This is a genomic window from Pseudoalteromonas sp. S1612 (assembly GCF_005887175.1).
Taxonomy (GTDB): domain Bacteria; phylum Pseudomonadota; class Gammaproteobacteria; order Enterobacterales; family Alteromonadaceae; genus Pseudoalteromonas; species Pseudoalteromonas undina.
The window spans coordinates 1-18,093 of record NZ_PNDH01000051.1 but is presented as its reverse complement, the minus strand read 5'-3'; the positions used below and the strand labels follow the sequence as shown (position 1 = coordinate 18,093).

Genomic DNA, 18,093 nt, shown 5'->3' with positions numbered 1-18,093 from the left:
ACCTAAAACCTAAAACCTTATTGGGCGTTTGGAAAACCAAGCTGGCGCCAAGATTCATACACAAACACAGCGACCGCATTAGATAGATTCATACTGCGGCTATCGGCTTGCATAGGAATACGCACGCGTTGCTCGTTTGGCAGTGCTTGAATCATGTCATCAGGTAAGCCTCGGGTTTCTGGACCAAATACCAAACAGTCACCCGCTTCATACTGTGCTTGGTGATGAAACTGACTACCTTTAGTGGTGCACGCATACACTTTTTTAGGCTGGCACTTTTCTAAGTAAGCTTCAAATGAAGCATGACGTTGCACATGACTAAATTCGTGATAATCAAGGCCAGCGCGTTTTACACGTTTGTCATCCCACTCAAACCCTAACGGTTCAATTAAATGCAGTGCATAGCCTGTATTGGCACATAAACGAATGATATTCCCGGTGTTAGGCGGAATTTCAGGTTGGTATAAAACAATATCCAGCACAATAAGCCCTATAAAATCTTTAATTTGACGGGCTCAGTATACACGAACAATGGATAAAAAATGATATACTGAAAACATTAAATACAGCATAAAACGGAAAGATACGTGCACAATCGCAGTTATGAATTTTGGGTCAAGGCCTCTAGCATCGTGACCATGGTCATGGTTAGCCTAATGATTGCGACCAAAGCATGGGCATGGCTGGCATCGGGTTCGGCGTCAATGCTTGGCTCATTAACCGACTCATTAATGGATATCACAGCGACACTAATGAGCTTTTTGGTTTTATCGTATGCACTGCGCCCTGCTGACGATGACCACCGATTTGGTCACGGTAAAGCTGAGGCGCTTGCAGGGTTAGGGCAAGCAGCTTTTATTGCAGGCTCGGGTTGTTTATTGGCGTTTCACGGTATTGAGCGACTCATTAACCCCGTAGAGCTGACACATTCATTATTAGGTGTTTGGGTCAGTATTTTTGCCATAGTGTGTACATTAGTGATTGTATTTGTGCAAAATAAAGTCGTGAAGCATACAGAGTCAATCGCTATAAAAGCCGATTCTGTGCACTACAAAGGCGATTTAATTTTAAACGCTGCGGTGCTACTTGCTATTTTGCTGGCCTATTACGGGGTACTGTATGCTGACCCTTTGTTTGCGATAGGTGTGGCAGGGTATTTACTTTATAACAGCTGGGATATAGCAACAGAGAGTGCCTCACACTTAATGGATAAAGAGCTGCCCGATGAAGAAAAGCAAAGCATTTTTGAAATAGCGCGTAACCATAATGACGTTTATGGGGTGCACGGTATTCGCACTCGACAAGGCGGTAAAGTTAAGTTTATTCAGCTGCATTTAGAGCTTGATGACAATTTACCACTTATTCGTGCCCATAAAGTAGCAGATGAAGTAGAAGCCATGATAAGTGCTCGTTTTGAATCTGAGGTAGATATACTCATCCACCTCGATCCGCTTTCTGTTTTAGTGAATTCTAAAACTGCTCAAGAAGTAACAGACTCACAAAACTGATAAAAATTAGCTAATAGCGGCTTTCGAATTTCGTCACGTTCAAAAAGTAGCTCGTGTTTTGCATCTGCAAAACTCTCGATTGTTGCATGAGCATGCCTTTTTGCAAAACTATACTGCGCTTTGTTATTAACCACTGTATCGCTAGCTGCACTTGCTATAAACAATGGAATTGGTACGTTTAGATTATCAATCGACTTTAAGAATGATATCGTAGCTGCGAGCCAGCCAAACGTAACGCCACCCAATTGTATGTTAGGTTCTAATTGATAGGCTTGCCTAAAGTAGGTGTAACGCTCCTCGCTGCTAGTAAGTACGTTTTCTGTAAATGGGATTGGGTTGTAGTTGCCTTGTCCAAATGCATAGCAAGAGTGTAAACCAAGCCAAGTGGCTAAGTTAACAATAAATTGCGTTGGTATTTTTGGTACGTCTTTTGTAAAAATATCAAACATAGGCGCAGACAAAAACACACCTTTATAGCTGTTTTCAAAATTAGCTAAATAATCAACTGCTATCGCGCTACCCATTGAATGAGCCAGCATGACTTTTTTACCTTGCCAATGCTTTGAAACTATTTGCTGATCAAAATTATTAAGATCATTGCTGTAGTTATTATAATGTTTTACAAAGCCTTTATGCTTATTTTTAAGATGTCTGTAAGAGCGCCCCTGACCTTGGTGATCCATAATAAACACAGCAAAATTATTACAGTATAGCTCCCATATCAGTTCTTTATACTTTTCTAGGCCCTCAACACGCCCCGTACTTATCACCACTGCAGTGGTAGCATTGTTAGGGATTGCGTATGCGTAAAATAACTTTCCTGCAGGTGTATCTAAGTAGCTTTTAGTTAAATGTGAAGTATAAAAAACACTAATGGCCTCTTGATTACTCTCAAGCTGGGCTTCTGAACTATAAAACATGCTTTACTCTTTGATTAACGGCAAGGTTATATTAGCACACAAGCCACCTTGTTCTTTATTCGATAAGACTAAATTTCCGCCATGCGCTATTACCGCATTTTTTGCAATGGCTAACCCTAACCCCGTACCCCCGCTGATGCGGTCGCGTGCATCTGATTGCCTAAAAAACGGTTCACACAACTTATCAAGTTGCGGTTTAGGGACGCCTGGACCATCATCACATATTTGTATGTATATGGTATCACTGTGTTTTAAGCTGATACTAATAGTATGTTGTGCATATTTAATGGCGTTGCGCAGAATGTTCTCTAAGGCACTGGCAATCAACATTTCGTCGCACTCTATATTTACTTCAACATTACCGTGTACAACTAGGGTTTTATTGTGCTGTTTTGCTTCAAACTGAGCATCGTTAATCACATGGTCAACAATCACTTGCAGCGACTGTGTTTGCAGCGATAAAGGTTGGCTATTAGCTTCTAAGCGCGATACCTGCAATACATCGGCTATCATTTTATCTAGTTGATTAGCTTCTTTTTCAATACGCAGTAAATACGATTGGCTTGCTTCACTTGCTTGCATTTGTGCCAACCCCGTAGCCATTTTTAAACGGGTTAGCGGAGAGCGTAATTCATGGGATATATCGGCTAATAAGCGCTTTTGAGCGCTAAGTAGCTGCTCAAGTTGATCAGCCATACGGTTAAAGTCGCGTCCTAAAACTCCAAGTTCATCTTTTCGCTGACTATTTATCGCCGCACGTGCACTTAAATCACCGTTTGAGAGTTTGACTGCTGCTTGTTTTAAGCTATTTATAGGGGCAATTAAGTTACGACTAAATAAGAAACTTAATGTAAGTGAGGCGATAATTGCAATGGAAATTTTTAACCAAACGGGTAATAATCTTAAGCGAATAAAGAGTGGTCGCTGCTGATTGATATCGATTTCATATAACTCAAATTCCCCTTCAGGAACCCGAATGCGTACAGGGCCAAAAGCTTGGTAATATTCAGTAAAAATAACCTGTGGCGACATGCCCTTACTAAAGTTAAGTAAGCTTAAATCAATATTGTTCTCAACATTTTTACTGATCAACACTTCATCGCTATTTTGCGAATTTAAATAAAGTAACTTACGTTTAGTTAAACGCGGATGAGTAATAATATCATTAATAGAGCGCTTGTGTTTATGTGCGCTACGCTCAATACCTCGTGCCAAATATTCTAGGTTTTTTTGCATCGGCCCTTGTAGTGGATCATGGCTAATAGCGTTTATTAGTGAAATATTACTTAAGAAAAAGAGCGCTGTAAAAGTGCCTATAATCGTCAGCCAAAACCACGTAAAGACCTTAAAAAATAAATAATACCGTGGGTGGCGAAGCCAACTAAAACGCAGAGGTTTATTCTCCTTGGATGAAGACATAACCCGTTCCCCTCATTGTTTTAATTTTATCGCCCTCAATATGCTCGGCTATTTTTTTACGAATATTACTCACATGCATATCTATAGAACGGTCGAAAGATGCTAAGCGTCTGCCTAATACATCTTCGCTTATTTGCTCTTTGCTAATTACATCAGGCGCGTGTTTTATCAATAAAGCGAGTATTTCGTATTCGGTGCCCGTTAGTGTGAGGGGGCTGTTATTAATACTGGCCTCTCGCGCAGCAAAATTAATAGTAATACCATTTAAAGAGAGCTTTTTATTAGTGTTATTGCTTACACTATTTATATGTTCAATGCGGCGAGTAATTGCTTTTACGCGGGCAAGGAGTTCTCTGTGATTAAACGGCTTTGGTATGTAGTCGTCAGCGCCGAGCTCTAAACCAAAAATACGGTCAAAGTCTTCTCCTTTAGCGGTCAACATAATCACTGGTGTTAATTTACTTTGCCTGAGTTGCTTCAGCACTTCAAAGCCATCTATAGAGGGCAGCATAACGTCTAGTAATATAAGCGCGTAATCGTTTTGCAAGGCAAGCTCTAAGCCTTGTTGACCATCATGTGAGGTTTGAACGCTAAAGCCCTGTGCACTTAGGTATTCGCTTAATAATTCGCATAAACCGGTATCATCATCAATCATTAATAGTTTCATATATAAAGCCTTACGCGCTGTTTATGGTTTTATTTTACGCGTTTAATGTATCAATAGTTAGTCTTTACATAACCTTTACACTGCTTTGCGTTACTTTGCATTGAGCCAGTTATAGTGAACACACTGGTTAGCAGCCAACAACCAACCCAATATAAAGGTGATGATTATGACTAAAGTAAACACGCTATCAAAATTAGTACTTATATGTGGCTTAACAGCTGCAACACTCAGTGCGGGCAGCGCATTCGCAAAAGGCGATGGCTATAAACAAGGTCACTCTCAAGCGCGCTTTTTACTCTCTGAGCGAGCAGCAGATAAGCTGGCACTTACGCAAGGTCAACAAACACAACTAAAAGCGATTTTTACAGCGCAAAAAACGCAAATTAAAGCACTAAGAAGCCAAGACAAAAACGCACGTAAGGCACAGCGCCAAGCCTATAAAGCGCAAATGGATGCATTATTGTCAGCGCCAAATTTTGACGAAAATGCAGCGAAAGAGTTATTAACCGCACGCCAAGATAAGAAACAGCAATTGGGGTTAATTAAATTAAAAACCCAGCATCAAGTAATGCAATTGCTTAACGCTGAGCAAAAAGAAAAGTTAGCTAAAATACAGCAGCGAATGAATAAAAAACACCGTAAACATAGAGCATAAGGTTTTAACGCAAAGCAAAAAGCCAGCTAAATGCTGGCTTTTTTATATTACACGAGTGATTATTTAAAAAAGTCATCTTCATTTTTTGCCATCATTGCTTCAATGTCTTCAATCATGTCTTGATTGAATTCATCTGCAGAGGTGATGGGTGCTAAAATTTTATTATTTTCAAACGACCACTCACCTAAGTCAATAAGTTGGCAACGCTTTGAACAAAAAGGGCGGTGCGGACTTTGTGCTGACCATTCTACTTTTACTTTGCAGGTTGGGCAGTTAACCATAGTTGGCATAATTTACTCTCAAATTGATATAGGCTTAGCCGCTCAATTTATCGTTAAGCAACTAAGCACTTTATTTAAAAACTAGTGACACGGTTTATCTCAGCCAGAGAGGTAACGCCCTCTGCTGCTTTTCGAAGACCTGATAAGCGTATGTTATTAAACCCTGCTTTAAGTGATACTTCGGCAATTTCTAGTGAGTTACCCCCACGCATAATAATTTGTGCAATTTCTGGAGTAACTTTCATAACTTCGTAAATACCAACACGGCCTTTGAAGCCATCTGTACAGTTTTCACAGCCTTTAGGGGCATATAAAACCATATCCTGTATTTGCTGTTCACTAAAGCCTTGGCGCATAAGTTCTTCACGGGGTAATTGCTCTGGCGTTTTACATTTAGAGCATAACCTTCGGGCTAAACGCTGGGCGATTATCAAGCTGATTGAACTGGCCACATTATACGCGGGTACGCCCATATTTAACAAACGAGTAATGGTTTCTGGTGCTGAGTTAGTATGTAATGTAGATAACACTAAATGACCGGTTTGCGCCGCCTTAATAGATATTTCAGCGGTTTCTAAATCACGTATCTCACCTACCATTACTACATCGGGATCTTGGCGTAAAAATGCGCGCAAAGCGTTAGCAAATGTCATGTCGGCTTTAGTGTTTATTTGTACTTGGTTAATCCCTTCGAGGTTAATTTCTACCGGATCTTCGGCGGTACTAATATTTCGCTCGGGCTGATTTAGTATATTTAAGCCCGTATACAGGGATACGGTTTTACCCGAGCCAGTTGGGCCAGTAACTAAAATCATCCCCTGAGGTTGATTTAGTGCATCGAGGTAGAGCTCTTTCTGTTCGGGTTCATAGCCTAAAACATCAATACCTAACATGGCACTTGATGAATCGAGGATACGCATTACAATTTTTTCGCCCCATAAGGTAGGCATGGTACTAACACGAAAATCAATACTTTTACGTTCTGTCACTTTGAGTTTTATGCGGCCATCTTGTGGCTTACGTTTTTCAGCGATATCAAGGCGTGACATAACTTTTATACGAGCAGATAGCTTACTGGCCAAGGTGTTTGGCGGGCTGGCTACCTCATGCAAAATTCCGTCGATACGAAAGCGAATACGGTATTTATGTTCATAAGGTTCAAAGTGAAGATCCGAAGCGCCTTTTTTTATTGCGTCCATTAAAATTTTATTAATGTAGACAATAATAGGAGCGTCGTCTTTGTCATCGTCTTTAGGCGTATGATCTTTTTGTGGCTCAGAATCTAGTTCAGCAAACTCTTTAAATTCATCCTCACTTAAGTTAAGGCTACCTGCAGCATCAAGTAGTTGCTCAATTTTATGGTCAAGCTGTAGGTAGTCAACCACCACCACTTCACACGATAAACCGGTGCTAAATTCAAAGTTTTCAAAAGCGCCGTAATCGGTAGGATCTGAAGCGGCAATATATACTTTTCTGCCTTTTTGTACCAAAGGTAAAATATGATGCTTGCGGATCAGTTTTTCTTTAACTAGCTCGGCAGGAATTTGTGCAACATTAAAATCTTTTAAATCAAAAAAAGGCACCCTAAACAAATCAATACATTGCTCAGCTAAATCGTTGCTATCTATTTTTCCGCATTTAGAAATAAGTTCTGCGGTTGACGCAAAGTCTTGCTGCCTGGCTTTTACGGTATCGGTATCAACCCGGCCGAGGGTAATAAACTTTCTTAGTAACGGTGAGTTAATATTCATTGCGCACCTGATTTAATCCTTCTTTACTCAGCAATTTATCAGAAAAAAGAAAGGAATACATTAATCGTACCAATGCAGCAGATAATTTACCGATAAAAATATCAGTTTATTGCGCTGTGATTGGGTCAGTCACTCTATATTGTAGACTTTGCTTGCTGTAAATAATAATTATGTAGCTTAAGTAAGTCTTGTTTTACATTGTTTAAATCGCGGTTGTTATTTAAAATATCATCCGCTTTTTGTTGTTTATGTTCACGAGACATTTGTGCGTCAATAATTTGTTTTGCTTGTTCAGAGCTTATATTGTCACGTTTTGTGGTGCGGGTAATTTGTATTTCTACTGGTACATCAATCAGCAAGGTGCGATTACAGTAGCTATCAAGCCCGTTTTCGAATAATAACGGGGCAACTAAAACCACATAGTCGCTTTGCGCGTTTTTTAAGTCAGTGAGCAGTTTAGTGCGTATTAAAGGGTGCAGCAGCGCATTGAGCCATGTTTTTTGCTCCGGATTACTAAAAATCCGCGATCGTAGTTCGCCACGGTTTAATGAGCCATGTTCATCGAGTATGTCAGTGCCAAAATGCTTAACAATAGCTTTTAGACCATCAGTGCCAGGTTCAACTACTTGGCGAGCCACAATATCCGCATCAACGATAGTAATGCCTAGCTCTGCCAACATATCGCTAACTGCGGTTTTACCGCAGCCAATTCCGCCGGTTAGTCCCAATACCCAGTTGTTTTTATGATGTTGTGTATTGTTCATAGTTAGTAGCCAATAAAATTAAAATAGCTGTCTTGCAGTTGCATCCCCCATAGCATAGTGATCCAACCGGCTATTGCTAAGTAAGGGCCAAAAGGAATAGGCGTTGCTTTGTCTTTACCTTGAATACTCAGTAGGGCAATGCCAATAACAGCGCCAACTACGCTTGAGAGTAAAATAATGGTCAATAACGATTGCCAACCCAGCAGTGCGCCAAACACCGCCAGTAATTTAAAGTCGCCATAACCCATACCTTCTTTGCCAGTAATTAGCTTAAACAGCCAAAACACGCTCCATAAGCTTAAGTAACCACATGCTGCACCAATAATGGCATCGCTAGGTGCTATGGTATAACCCACTACTGAGGCGATTAATGCTAGCCATAAAAGCGGTAAAGTAAGCTGATCTGGCAGCAACATGTGATCAATATCAATAAAAGTTAGTGCCACTAATATCCAAGTAACTACAATGTACAATAAAGCCTGCTCAGTTGCGCCAAAAGTGTACGCAACAACTAGGCTTAAAATAGCGGTAATGGCTTCAACGATTGGGTAACGCACTGAAATTGGGTTATCACAGGTTGCGCATTTACCTTTTAAAAATAACCAACTAAATATAGGAATGTTTTGCCATGGTTTAATGGCTGCTTTGCACTTAGGACAACATGAGTTGGGCTTAACTAAATTAAACGTGTCAGTAGTTTGTGAAGTGGTTTGTTCAGTCTTTGGGCTGGTTAGTTCATCGGCTAATAATAGGCGGCATTCAGTTTGCCATTCTTTTTGCATCATTAGTGGCAAGCGATATATCACCACATTTAAAAAGCTACCAATACATAAACTCACCAGTCCAATCGTGGTTAAGTAAAACCATAAATGATTTTGCATCGCGTTGCTGATATCAATAAAAAAACTTTGCATTTATTTTACCTAAAACTAAATTCTGTGTTGATAATACAGTGGTTTTATATAAGTGCAAAGTTAGGGTTTAGGATGTTAGGTTCAAGGTTCGAGCGACGAGCTGCGGGCCTCGAACCCCGCGCCTAAAACCTGTCTAAACAACTGAGCCTAGTTGGAAAATAGGTAAATACATGGCAATAATTAAGCCACCCACTAATACACCGAGTACCGCCATTATTAACGGCTCTAATAGGCTTGATAAGCCATCTACCGCGTCATCTACTTCTTGCTCGTAAATAGTGGCGACTTTAGCGAGCATGCCATCAAGCGATCCTGATTCTTCACCAATGGCAACCATTTGTATTACCATATCGGGGAATATTTTAGAGTTGCGCATTGCCCAGTTCATTTGGTTTCCTGAGCTTACCTCGGCTTTTATTTCCAAAATAGCATAACGGTAAACCGCATTACCTGATGCACCAGCTGCAGAGTCAAGCGCATCTACTAGCGGTACACCAGCAGCAAAGGTGGTCGATAAAGTACGCGCATAGCGCGCCACGGCGGCTTTATTTAAAATCATGCCAACAACCGGGAGCTTAAGTATGGCGCGGTCAGTGGCATCACGAAGTTTTAAGCTTCTTAAATGGGCTTCTTTAAATATATAACCAAAGGCAACCACTGCAATGAGCGCTATCCACCAGTTGGCTTGCATAAATTCAGAAATACCAATAACAAATAAGGTAAAAGCGGGCAGTTCGGCGCCAAAGCCAGCAAAAATATCTTGAAATTGCGGTACTACAAAAATTAACAGAATAGAGGTAACAATGAATGCCACAACTAAAACAGCTGCAGGATAAAACATAGCTTTTTTAATTTTTGATTTCAGCGCCTCTGACTTTTCTTTATAAAGCGCAACGCGGTCAAATATTTTATCTAAAGCGCCCGACTGCTCACCAGAGGCCACTAAATCGCAATATAAGTCATCAAAATAACGGGGATGCTTTCTAAGCGCCATAGACAATGGTTGCCCAGCTTTAACTTCATCGCCAATAGTATTCATTAGTTTGGTGACGCTTTTATTGGTGAAGCCCGAGGCTATCATTTCAATGGATTGTATCAGCGGTACACCGGCCATCAGCATAGTGGCAATTTGTCGAGTAACTAAGGCAATATCTTTTGGAGTGATTTTTTGTATACTCTGTAAACCAAACAATGGTTTGGCTTTACGCTTTACTTTTGAGGGGGTAATGCCTTGTTTGCGTAATTGTGCTTTGACTAATGCAATACTAGATCCCGTAAGCTCTCCTTCAAGCTTTTTTCCGCGTGCGCTTACACCAACCCATTGAAAGGTATCCTGTTTATCATTCTTTTGATTTTTAATATCTCTACTCATAATTTACACAGTAGAAAAGGGCTAGCGCCCTTCTCTACTTGTTATTAACAAAGGTTAGGTATTCTTGTTTGTGTTGAGCATGTACCACCAACCGTAAAAACAAATGTTGAAGAAGGTGCAGCACCAGCGGCAACTGTTGGAGGAGTTAGCGTGTAAGTAAAACCACCTGCACTAGCTGTCCCTGTGGCAGTGATTACACCTGTTGTTTCTGCGATTGCTACTGATGCTAAGTTATCATTTGCTACTGGAGCAGCAATACCTAAGTCTACATATGAATCACAAGATGCAATAATATTATTATTTTCCTGTAAGCATTGCGCCATAGTGGTTTTTACAGATGCAGCAGATGTTTTAACTTCAGCAAATCGAGCCTTTAAAGTATAGTCCTGATAAGCAGGCAGTGCTACGGCTGCTAAAATACCGATGATTGCTACTACAATCATTAATTCAATTAGGGTGAAACCCTTTTGGTTCTGTTGTGTCATTGTTTGCATGTTTCCTCTCCTAAAGGATAATGTTGTGGTAAGCCAAACGGGTATAAGTTTTTAAAATGTAACTTATGTTGTTCACTTAACCTGTTACTACAAAAATAAAATCATTTTGCCAAATTTAGTGCTGTGTTTAAGCGGTAAAAATTTTCCGCGAAGACACGCACTTTATGGCGGTTATTCGTTAATTTGTCCCTTACTTGAGCATAAACCTAACTATTAAAAGTTAGTTATAACCCGCGTAAGTTACAAGCTAATTATAAAAATAAACCCTATCGCTTATTTTTATTCTATCCCTTATAAATGCTTTTTCAGTCTTTTTAACTAATTGAAAATTTAAAACTAGTCAATATGAATGAGTCTAACACTGTTTATTGCGCTTTTGTATGTAAAAACACTATAAAAAACGCATTAATTTAATAACTTGTTAAAATGGTCCTTTTGAATTATTTAATGCCCTTTTTTAAAAGCTGTCAATCAATTAGCGCAAGAATATATAAATAAAATTTTACATTGTTTACTCAAATCGCATCGATAAATCGATTGATTGTAAATTTTTTGTAAGCGCGCCACTTGAGATAAAGTCCACACCTGCTTGCGAGTAGGCTTTTAGTGTTTCTAGGGTCATATTGCCTGATACTTCTAACTTAGCGCGCTTATTTGTAATGCTAACTGCTTGGCGTATTTGCTCTGGATTAAAGTTATCCAACATTATGATGTCGGCGCCAGCGTTAATGGCTTGCTCTAGCTCATCAAACGATTCAACCTCAACCTCTATAGGTTTATCGGCATGATTTAGCTTAGCTTGAACTACTGCGTTATTAATTCCTCCACAAGCCGCTATGTGGTTTTCTTTAATTAAAAACGCATCAAACAAACCAATTCGGTGGTTTGCACCGCCACCACACTTAACTGCGTATTTTTGCAATGCTCTTAGCCCAGGTATGGTTTTACGAGTATCGAGTAGTTGCGTGCTAGTACCACTTAGCTCTTTTACATAATGCGCTGTGGTGGTGGCTGTGCCAGAAAGCGTTTGTACAAAATTAAGTGCAGTTCGCTCAGCCGTTAAAATAGCGCGAGCAGAGCCTGAGGCGGTAAATAGGGTGCTATTGGCACTAACAAAGTCGCCATCGTTAACGCATATGTTTACAACCACACTTGGGTCGACTTGTTTGAACACTTCAATGATTAGATCTTTACCACAAAAAATGCAGTCTTCACGGGTGATCACTTTCGCATTGGCTTGCTCTGCTTGCGGAATAAGCTGTGCGGTAATATCGCCTTGTTCTGCGCTTTGGTTATTTAGGTCTTCATCCAGTGCTAAGGTAACAAGTTGGCTAATTAGGGTATGCGAAATAGACATGAAAAAGCTCATAGTAGATAATAGATTAACTAAATTTTACTCTGTTTAATTACTAAATAGAAGCAGCTAACAACTAAACTAAAAATTAACGCGTTAATCATATTTTATCGTTTGGTATTACGCTATCTTTATAGGGTTAAATCTATTAGCATCTTGAGATACATCAATTTTGGTTGATTAACTTGAGCGCTGCGAGCTACGGGTAACGGGATGCGGGTAACGGGCTACATAAGTTTTAAATAAATAGTATGAAAATAGATTCTTTAGGCGTTATAAATAATATTAGCCAGCGGGCGTGTAGCCACTTTGATGAGCGACCTGCTCACTGCGATATTTCGCTGTTGGTTATTCATAATATTTCATTACCCGCTGGGCAATTTAACACTTCTTACGTTGATGACTTATTTATGGGGTGTATTGATTGTAATGCGCACCCTAGCTTTAGTGACCTAGAAGGGCTTAGAGTATCAGCGCATTGTTTTATTAAGCGCTGCGGCGAGATTATACAGTATGTACCTTTTGAAAAACGTGCATGGCATGCGGGGCGTTCCTGCTTTGCTGGACAACAAAATTGTAATGATTTTAGTATAGGTATAGAGCTTGAGGGCACAGATACAACTAATTATACCGATGGTCAATATCAAAGTTTAGCTGTATTGGCGCAAGCTATTATGCAGCATTACCCAAAAATAACAGCCAGTAATATAGTAGGGCACTGCGATATTGCCCCTGGGCGAAAAACCGACCCTGGGGCGAGTTTTAACTGGCGTAAATTTTTTAACCTAATTGAATAACTAAGTAAAGCGAGTAGCAACATGGTTTTGGTTTCAATAATAATAGCACTGATACTTGAGCGTTTAGGTGCTCGCTCTGCGCATTGGCAAATGAGTTATTACGCTAATGGCTACTTAACTCGCTCTGTTAATTTATTGACCAATAAAGGTTTATTTGGCACAGCTACGGGGTTTTTAATTTGGCTATTCCTGCCTGTGATTGCTATTGGGTGTGTGTATTTTTTATCTGACTTTGTACTTTGGCAGCTTGTTTTTAATGTGGCAGTGTTATTGGTGTGCTTTGGTTGTGCTAAACAGCGTGCTTTGTATAAGTCGTACCTCAATGCATTAACTCGAGGTGATCAAACTGCAGCTACCTTATACGCTTTGCAATTGGGACAAAAGCGCACTGAGGAGCAACAAGGAGGTGAAACCTTAGGGCAAACGCTGGCTTGGGTTAACTTTCGATTTTATTGTGCGGTTATATTTTGGTTTGTGGTATTGGGTGTTGTCGGTGCTGTTTTTTATGCGCTAGTGCGCACTTTTGCCGACTTAGTGAGTGACAATCGTGATGAAGTAATTGCTAAGCATTTTAAGTTAATCCACCGTTTATTGTTTTGGCTAGATTGGCTCCCAGCGCGTATTACCAGTTTTGGTTATTTAGTGATTGGTAACTTTAATAAAGGGACTAGTTGTTGGCTGCATTACGTGTTTGACTTTTCAAGCCCTAATCGCAAGGTGGTTACTTATACGGCGCTAGCGGCTGAACAAGTTGAAGAGCGCTACTATGGTTGCACCTTTGAGGCCACCTGCATGATCAAACTGGTTAAGCGAAATGTACTTTTTTATTTAGTATTAATTGCCTTAATGACTTTATTTGGTGGTTTAAGTTAAAGAGCAGGGGTTAGGTTCTAGGTATTAGTTGGCGGGCTACGAGCAATGAGCAACGGGGAACGGGCTTAAAACCTTTGATCTTTAACCTAGACCCTAAATATGCGGGAGGTAAACTCTCGATTACAATAAAATAAAGGTATGTTTGTATGAGGCGCTACGTTTTATCCTACTGCCGAACCCCGAACCCCGAACATCAAAGTTAGCTGGTCTGACCATTTGTTTTTCATCTTATTAACCTTTCTTTACCCTCTGTGATCTGTGTATTATTTGAACTTTGTTTAAATTACGTTACGCTGGCCTTAGGGCTTTAAAACTGCTGTAAATTGACAGTAATTACGGTTTTTGATAACGTATGGCAAAATTTGGTATGACCAATTTACCTTTTGGTCAGGTCATTCAGTTAAAAGCCTTATTTAATGGGCTGCTAGCACTTATACAACGCGGACGTTGATTGATGTCTTTAAAAATTAAAGCGGCAAAATTATCTGATGTTATTTTACAACAACTTGAGAACATGATTCTTGAGGGGTCGTTAGCACCAGGAGAAAAGTTACCACCGGAGCGTGAACTCGCTAAGCAATTTGAAGTGTCGCGTCCGTCGTTGCGTGAAGCCATTCAAAAGCTTGAGGCAAAAGGGCTAGTAACCCGTCGTCAAGGTGGTGGAACGTATGTAAAAAATCAATTGGAAGAGGGGCTGACTGATCCGTTGTTTGATTTGATCAGTAAACACCCCGAATCGCAATTTGATTTATTAGAATTTCGTCATGCGCTAGAGGGAATTGCGGCTTATTACGCAGCACTTCGCGGAACAAGTAACGATTTTGCAAAAGTAAAACAGAGCTTTGATCAGATTGCATTAGCTAAAGATGAATTAAAGCAAAAAGCCAAAGCGATTAATGACTTTCATTTTTGCATCGCAGAGGCGTCTCATAACGTAGTGTTACTGCATTTAGTAAGAGGGATGCAAAGCTTACTTGAGCAGAATGTTTTACAAAATTTAACGGTATTACTTAAAAAGTCAGATATAAGCAGCCAATTAGCTGAGCATAGACGCTTATTAATGGATGCAGTGATTGACGGTAATCCTGAACAAGCTCGCTTAGCGAGTAATGCGCATTTAGCCTATATTGAAGAAGCATTGCTTGAAGCGGGTAAAGAGCATTCGCGAATTGAACGTAGTTTAAGACGCACCAAACAAAATTAAGCAAGTACATTCACTGTTAACTTGAGTTAACAGTGAAGTATTCAATACATAAAATTAGTATTTTAAACATAAGGAAACCTCCATATGTCTGAAGTCAATAAAATTGACGTAGACGCGCTAGAAACACAAGAGTGGTTACAAGCTCTTGAATCGGTTGTGCGCGAAGAAGGTGTTGAACGAGCTCAGTTTTTACTTGAGCAAGTGTTAGAACAAGCCCGTTTAGACGGTGTTGATATGCCAACAGGCATTAACACAAACTACGTTAATACGATTCCGGTTGATCAAGAACCTGCCTACCCTGGCGATGTAAATCTTGAGCGCCGTATTCGTTCAATTATTCGCTGGAACGCGATTATGATTGTATTGCGTGCATCGAAAAAAGATCTCGACTTAGGCGGCCATATGGCGTCTTACCAATCGTCTGCTGCATTTTACGAAGTGTGTTTTAACCATTTCTTTAAAGCGCCAAATGATGTTGATGGCGGCGATTTAGTTTATTACCAAGGTCATATTTCTCCGGGTATTTATGCGCGTGCATTTGTTGAAGGGCGTTTAAGTGCCGAACAGCTTGATAATTTCCGTCAGGAAGTAGATGGTAAAGGCCTACCTTCTTACCCTCATCCTAAATTAATGCCTGAGTTTTGGCAGTTCCCAACGGTATCTATGGGCTTAGGTCCAATTTCTTCAATTTACCAAGCGCGTTTCTTAAAGTACTTAGATGGCCGTGGCTTAAAAGACACTAAAAACCAACGTGTATATGCGTTTTTAGGTGATGGTGAAATGGATGAGCCAGAATCACGTGGTGCTATTTCTTTTGCTGCCCGTGAAAAGCTAGATAACCTATGTTACTTAGTTAACTGTAACCTACAGCGCTTAGATGGCCCTGTAATGGGTAACGGTAAAATCATTCAAGAGCTAGAAGGGCTATTTAAAGGCGCTGGCTGGAATGTTATTAAACTTGTTTGGGGAAGCGGTTGGGATATTCTGCTTGCTAAAGACACCACAGGTAAATTACTTCAGTTAATGAACGAAACTGTTGATGGTGATTACCAAACATATAAAGCGAAAGATGGCGCGTACGTACGTGAACATTTCTTTGGTCGTTACCCAGAAACAGCAGCACTTGTTGCTGATATGACAGATGAAGAAATTTTCGCCCTTAAGCGCGGTGGTCATGAGCCTTCAAAACTGTTTGCTGCATTTAAAAAAGCAGAAGAAACGAAAGGTCGTCCAACAGTGATCCTTGCTAAAACAGTAAAAGGTTACGGCATGGGTGAAGCGGCTGAAGGTAAAAACATTGCGCACCAAGTTAAGAAAATGGATATGTCGCATGTGGCTCACTTACGCTCTCGTTTAGGCTTAGATGATTTAGTATCTGAAGAGCAATTAAAAGAGCTACCATACTTAGAGCTTGAAAAAGATTCTCCAGAGTATAAGTACCTTCATGCACGTCGTGATGCGCTACAAGGTTACACGCCAACACGTATCGCTAAGTTTTCTGAAAAGTTACAGTTACCAGAAGTAGATGCGTTCAAGCCATTACTTGAAGAGCAAAAGCGTGATATTTCAACCACTATGGGCTTTGTGCGTGCACTTAATATCTTATTAAAAGATAAAGGTATTGGTAAAAATATTGTGCCAATTATTGCCGATGAAGCACGTACTTTTGGTATGGAAGGTTTATTCCGTCAAATCGGTATTTACAACCCACATGGCCAAAATTACACCCCTCAAGACCGTGATATTGTTTCTTACTATAAAGAAGCAACCTCAGGGCAGGTATTACAAGAAGGGATTAACGAGCTAGGTGCAATGTCGTCATGGGTTGCTGCTGCAACATCTTACAGTACCAATGACTTACCGATGATCCCATTCTACATTTACTACTCTATGTTTGGTTTCCAACGTGTTGGTGACATGGCATGGATGGCAGGGGATCAACAAGCACGTGGTTTCTTATTAGGTGCTACAGCGGGTCGTACAACGCTAAATGGTGAAGGCTTACAGCATGAAGATGGCCACAGCCACATTCTTGCAAACACGGTACCTAACTGTATTTCTTACGATCCTACTTATGCATTTGAAGTAGCGGTTATCGTGCAAGACGGTATTCGTCGTATGTACGGTGAAGAGCAAGAAAACATTTACTACTATCTAACGCTAATGAACGAAAACTACCATCAGCCAGCAATGCCAGAAGGCGCTGAAGAAGGTATTCGTAAAGGTATCTACAAGCTAGAAAGCTACGAGGGTAAAAAAGCCAACGTACAGCTATTAAGCTCAGGTACTATCATGACTGAAGTGCGTAAAGCTGCAGCAATTTTAAGCGAAGAGTTTGGTATTGCGTCTGATGTTTACTCAGTAACTTCATTCAATGAACTTACCCGTGATGGACAAGATGTTGAACGTTTCAACATGCTTAACCCAGAAAGCGAGCAAAAAACGCCATACATCACTAGCGTATTAAACGATTCAGTAACTGTTGCTGCAACGGATTACATGAAAAACTACGCAGAACAAGCGCGTTCATTTATTCCAAGCAATAACTACAAAGTATTGGGTACAGATGGTTACGGTCGTTCAGACAGCCGTGAAAACCTACGTCGTCACTTTGAAGTTAACGCAAGCTACGTGGTAGTTGCGACATTATCTGAACTTGCTAAACGTGGTGAAGTTGAAAAGTCAGTGGTTGTTGAAGCTATTAAAAAATTCAACATCGACACTAACAAACTAAATCCACTGTACGCATAAGAGGTTTGCAATGAGTATTGAAATTAAAGTACCTGATATCGGTGGCGATGAAGTAGAAGTAACCGAAATACTAGTGAGCGTTGGCGATAAAGTTGAAGTTGACCAATCACTATTAAGTGTTGAAGGTGATAAAGCTGCGATGGAAGTACCTGCTGAACAAGCCGGTACGGTAAAAGAAATTAAAGTAAATGTGGGTGACACTGTTACCACAGGCACTTTAGTGTTCATCTTTGAAGGTGAAGCGCAAGATTCTGCTGCTGACTCTAAAGAAGCTGAAAAAACCGAGGAAGCAGCACCTGCTGCGTCATCGGCTTCATCAACCAAAGAAGTCACTGTGCCAGATATTGGTGATGACGAAGTTGAAGTAAC

The 18,093-nt window shown here is 40.3% G+C and carries 18 protein-coding genes; 7 read left to right on the top strand and 11 right to left on the bottom strand.

Translation table 11 applies throughout. From position 1 onward, the window contains the following. Positions 1-17 precede the first annotated feature (17 nt). Positions 18-482 carry a tRNA (uridine(34)/cytosine(34)/5-carboxymethylaminomethyluridine(34)-2'-O)-methyltransferase TrmL gene (trmL, locus tag CWB78_RS16055; protein WP_010391841.1) on the bottom strand — a complete coding sequence of 155 codons (465 nt, stop codon included), beginning with the start codon at positions 480-482 and terminating at the stop codon, positions 18-20. Positions 483-587: 105 nt separating this feature from the next. Here trmL and CWB78_RS16050 point away from each other — a divergent pair, with 105 nt between their 5' ends. Continuing rightward, the gene (locus tag CWB78_RS16050) at positions 588-1,508 is read left to right on the top strand and encodes a cation diffusion facilitator family transporter (protein ID WP_476704311.1); all 921 of its coding nucleotides are present in this window, start codon (positions 588-590) and stop codon (positions 1,506-1,508) included. Here the strand turns inward: CWB78_RS16050 and CWB78_RS16045 are convergent. The 3 genes from CWB78_RS16045 to CWB78_RS16035 are packed head-to-tail and all read right to left on the bottom strand — an operon-like array spanning position 1,481 to position 4,514. Next, entirely contained in the window at positions 1,481-2,428 is a 948-nt protein-coding gene (locus CWB78_RS16045; protein ID WP_055012424.1) for an alpha/beta fold hydrolase, read from the bottom strand. The two genes, CWB78_RS16050 and CWB78_RS16045, sit on opposite strands and share 28 nt — an antisense overlap. A gap of 3 nt (positions 2,429-2,431) precedes the next feature. Further along, positions 2,432-3,847 (bottom strand): ATP-binding protein, encoded by a 1,416-nt coding sequence (locus CWB78_RS16040; RefSeq protein WP_138596454.1) that lies wholly within the window; start codon positions 3,845-3,847, stop codon positions 2,432-2,434. Next, positions 3,825-4,514 carry a response regulator gene (locus CWB78_RS16035; protein WP_075169871.1) on the bottom strand — a complete coding sequence of 230 codons (690 nt, stop codon included), beginning with the start codon at positions 4,512-4,514 and terminating at the stop codon, positions 3,825-3,827. The genes CWB78_RS16040 and CWB78_RS16035 overlap by 23 nt, the downstream gene beginning before the upstream one ends. Before the next feature lie 166 nt (positions 4,515-4,680). On the opposite strand from CWB78_RS16035, the gene CWB78_RS16030 reads away from it, so the two are divergent. Beyond that, positions 4,681-5,169: a Spy/CpxP family protein refolding chaperone gene (locus CWB78_RS16030; RefSeq protein ID WP_138596452.1), complete on the top strand. Its 489-nt coding sequence runs from the start codon at positions 4,681-4,683 to the stop codon at positions 5,167-5,169. 59 nt (positions 5,170-5,228) lie between these two features. On the opposite strand, the gene yacG is transcribed toward CWB78_RS16030, so the two are convergent. From yacG to nadC, 7 genes are all read right to left on the bottom strand, one after another. Continuing rightward, entirely contained in the window at positions 5,229-5,459 is a 231-nt protein-coding gene (gene yacG, locus CWB78_RS16025; RefSeq protein WP_138596450.1) for a DNA gyrase inhibitor YacG, read from the bottom strand. 65 nt (positions 5,460-5,524) lie between these two features. Continuing rightward, positions 5,525-7,201 carry a type IV-A pilus assembly ATPase PilB gene (gene pilB, locus CWB78_RS16020; protein WP_054202590.1) on the bottom strand — a complete coding sequence of 559 codons (1,677 nt, stop codon included), beginning with the start codon at positions 7,199-7,201 and terminating at the stop codon, positions 5,525-5,527. Between the two features lie 134 nt (positions 7,202-7,335). Further along, complete coding sequence (gene coaE, locus CWB78_RS16015; RefSeq protein ID WP_138596448.1) at positions 7,336-7,965, bottom strand: dephospho-CoA kinase; 630 nt, start codon at positions 7,963-7,965, stop codon at positions 7,336-7,338. Between the two features lie 2 nt (positions 7,966-7,967). Continuing rightward, positions 7,968-8,879 (bottom strand): prepilin peptidase, encoded by a 912-nt coding sequence (locus tag CWB78_RS16010; RefSeq protein WP_138596446.1) that lies wholly within the window; start codon positions 8,877-8,879, stop codon positions 7,968-7,970. A 133-nt stretch (positions 8,880-9,012) separates the two neighbouring features. Beyond that, a complete protein-coding gene (locus tag CWB78_RS16005; protein WP_138596444.1) occupies positions 9,013-10,251 on the bottom strand; it encodes a type II secretion system F family protein in 1,239 nt (412 codons plus the stop codon). Between the two features lie 44 nt (positions 10,252-10,295). Continuing rightward, the gene (locus tag CWB78_RS16000; protein ID WP_138596442.1) at positions 10,296-10,745 is read right to left on the bottom strand and encodes a pilin; all 450 of its coding nucleotides are present in this window, start codon (positions 10,743-10,745) and stop codon (positions 10,296-10,298) included. A 511-nt stretch (positions 10,746-11,256) separates the two neighbouring features. Then, positions 11,257-12,102, bottom strand: coding sequence for a carboxylating nicotinate-nucleotide diphosphorylase (nadC, locus tag CWB78_RS15995; protein WP_016899186.1), 846 nt, complete (start codon positions 12,100-12,102; stop codon positions 11,257-11,259). 248 nt (positions 12,103-12,350) lie between these two features. On the opposite strand from nadC, the gene ampD reads away from it, so the two are divergent. The 5 genes from ampD to CWB78_RS15970 all read left to right on the top strand — a co-directional run. Further along, the gene (ampD, locus tag CWB78_RS15990; protein ID WP_138596440.1) at positions 12,351-12,896 is read left to right on the top strand and encodes a 1,6-anhydro-N-acetylmuramyl-L-alanine amidase AmpD; all 546 of its coding nucleotides are present in this window, start codon (positions 12,351-12,353) and stop codon (positions 12,894-12,896) included. Positions 12,897-12,917: 21 nt separating this feature from the next. Further along, on the top strand, positions 12,918-13,769 hold the full coding sequence (ampE, locus tag CWB78_RS15985) for a beta-lactamase regulator AmpE (protein WP_138596438.1): 852 nt from the start codon (positions 12,918-12,920) through the stop codon (positions 13,767-13,769). Between the two features lie 454 nt (positions 13,770-14,223). Next, complete coding sequence (gene pdhR / locus CWB78_RS15980; RefSeq protein WP_008114937.1) at positions 14,224-14,973, top strand: pyruvate dehydrogenase complex transcriptional repressor PdhR; 750 nt, start codon at positions 14,224-14,226, stop codon at positions 14,971-14,973. Positions 14,974-15,057: 84 nt separating this feature from the next. Beyond that, positions 15,058-17,724, top strand: a complete 2,667-nt coding sequence (aceE, locus tag CWB78_RS15975; protein ID WP_010391663.1) for a pyruvate dehydrogenase (acetyl-transferring), homodimeric type — start codon at positions 15,058-15,060, stop codon at positions 17,722-17,724. Positions 17,725-17,734: 10 nt separating this feature from the next. After that, on the top strand, positions 17,735-18,093 hold a 359-nt coding region (locus CWB78_RS15970; protein WP_283957131.1), incomplete at its 3' end, for a biotin/lipoyl-containing protein.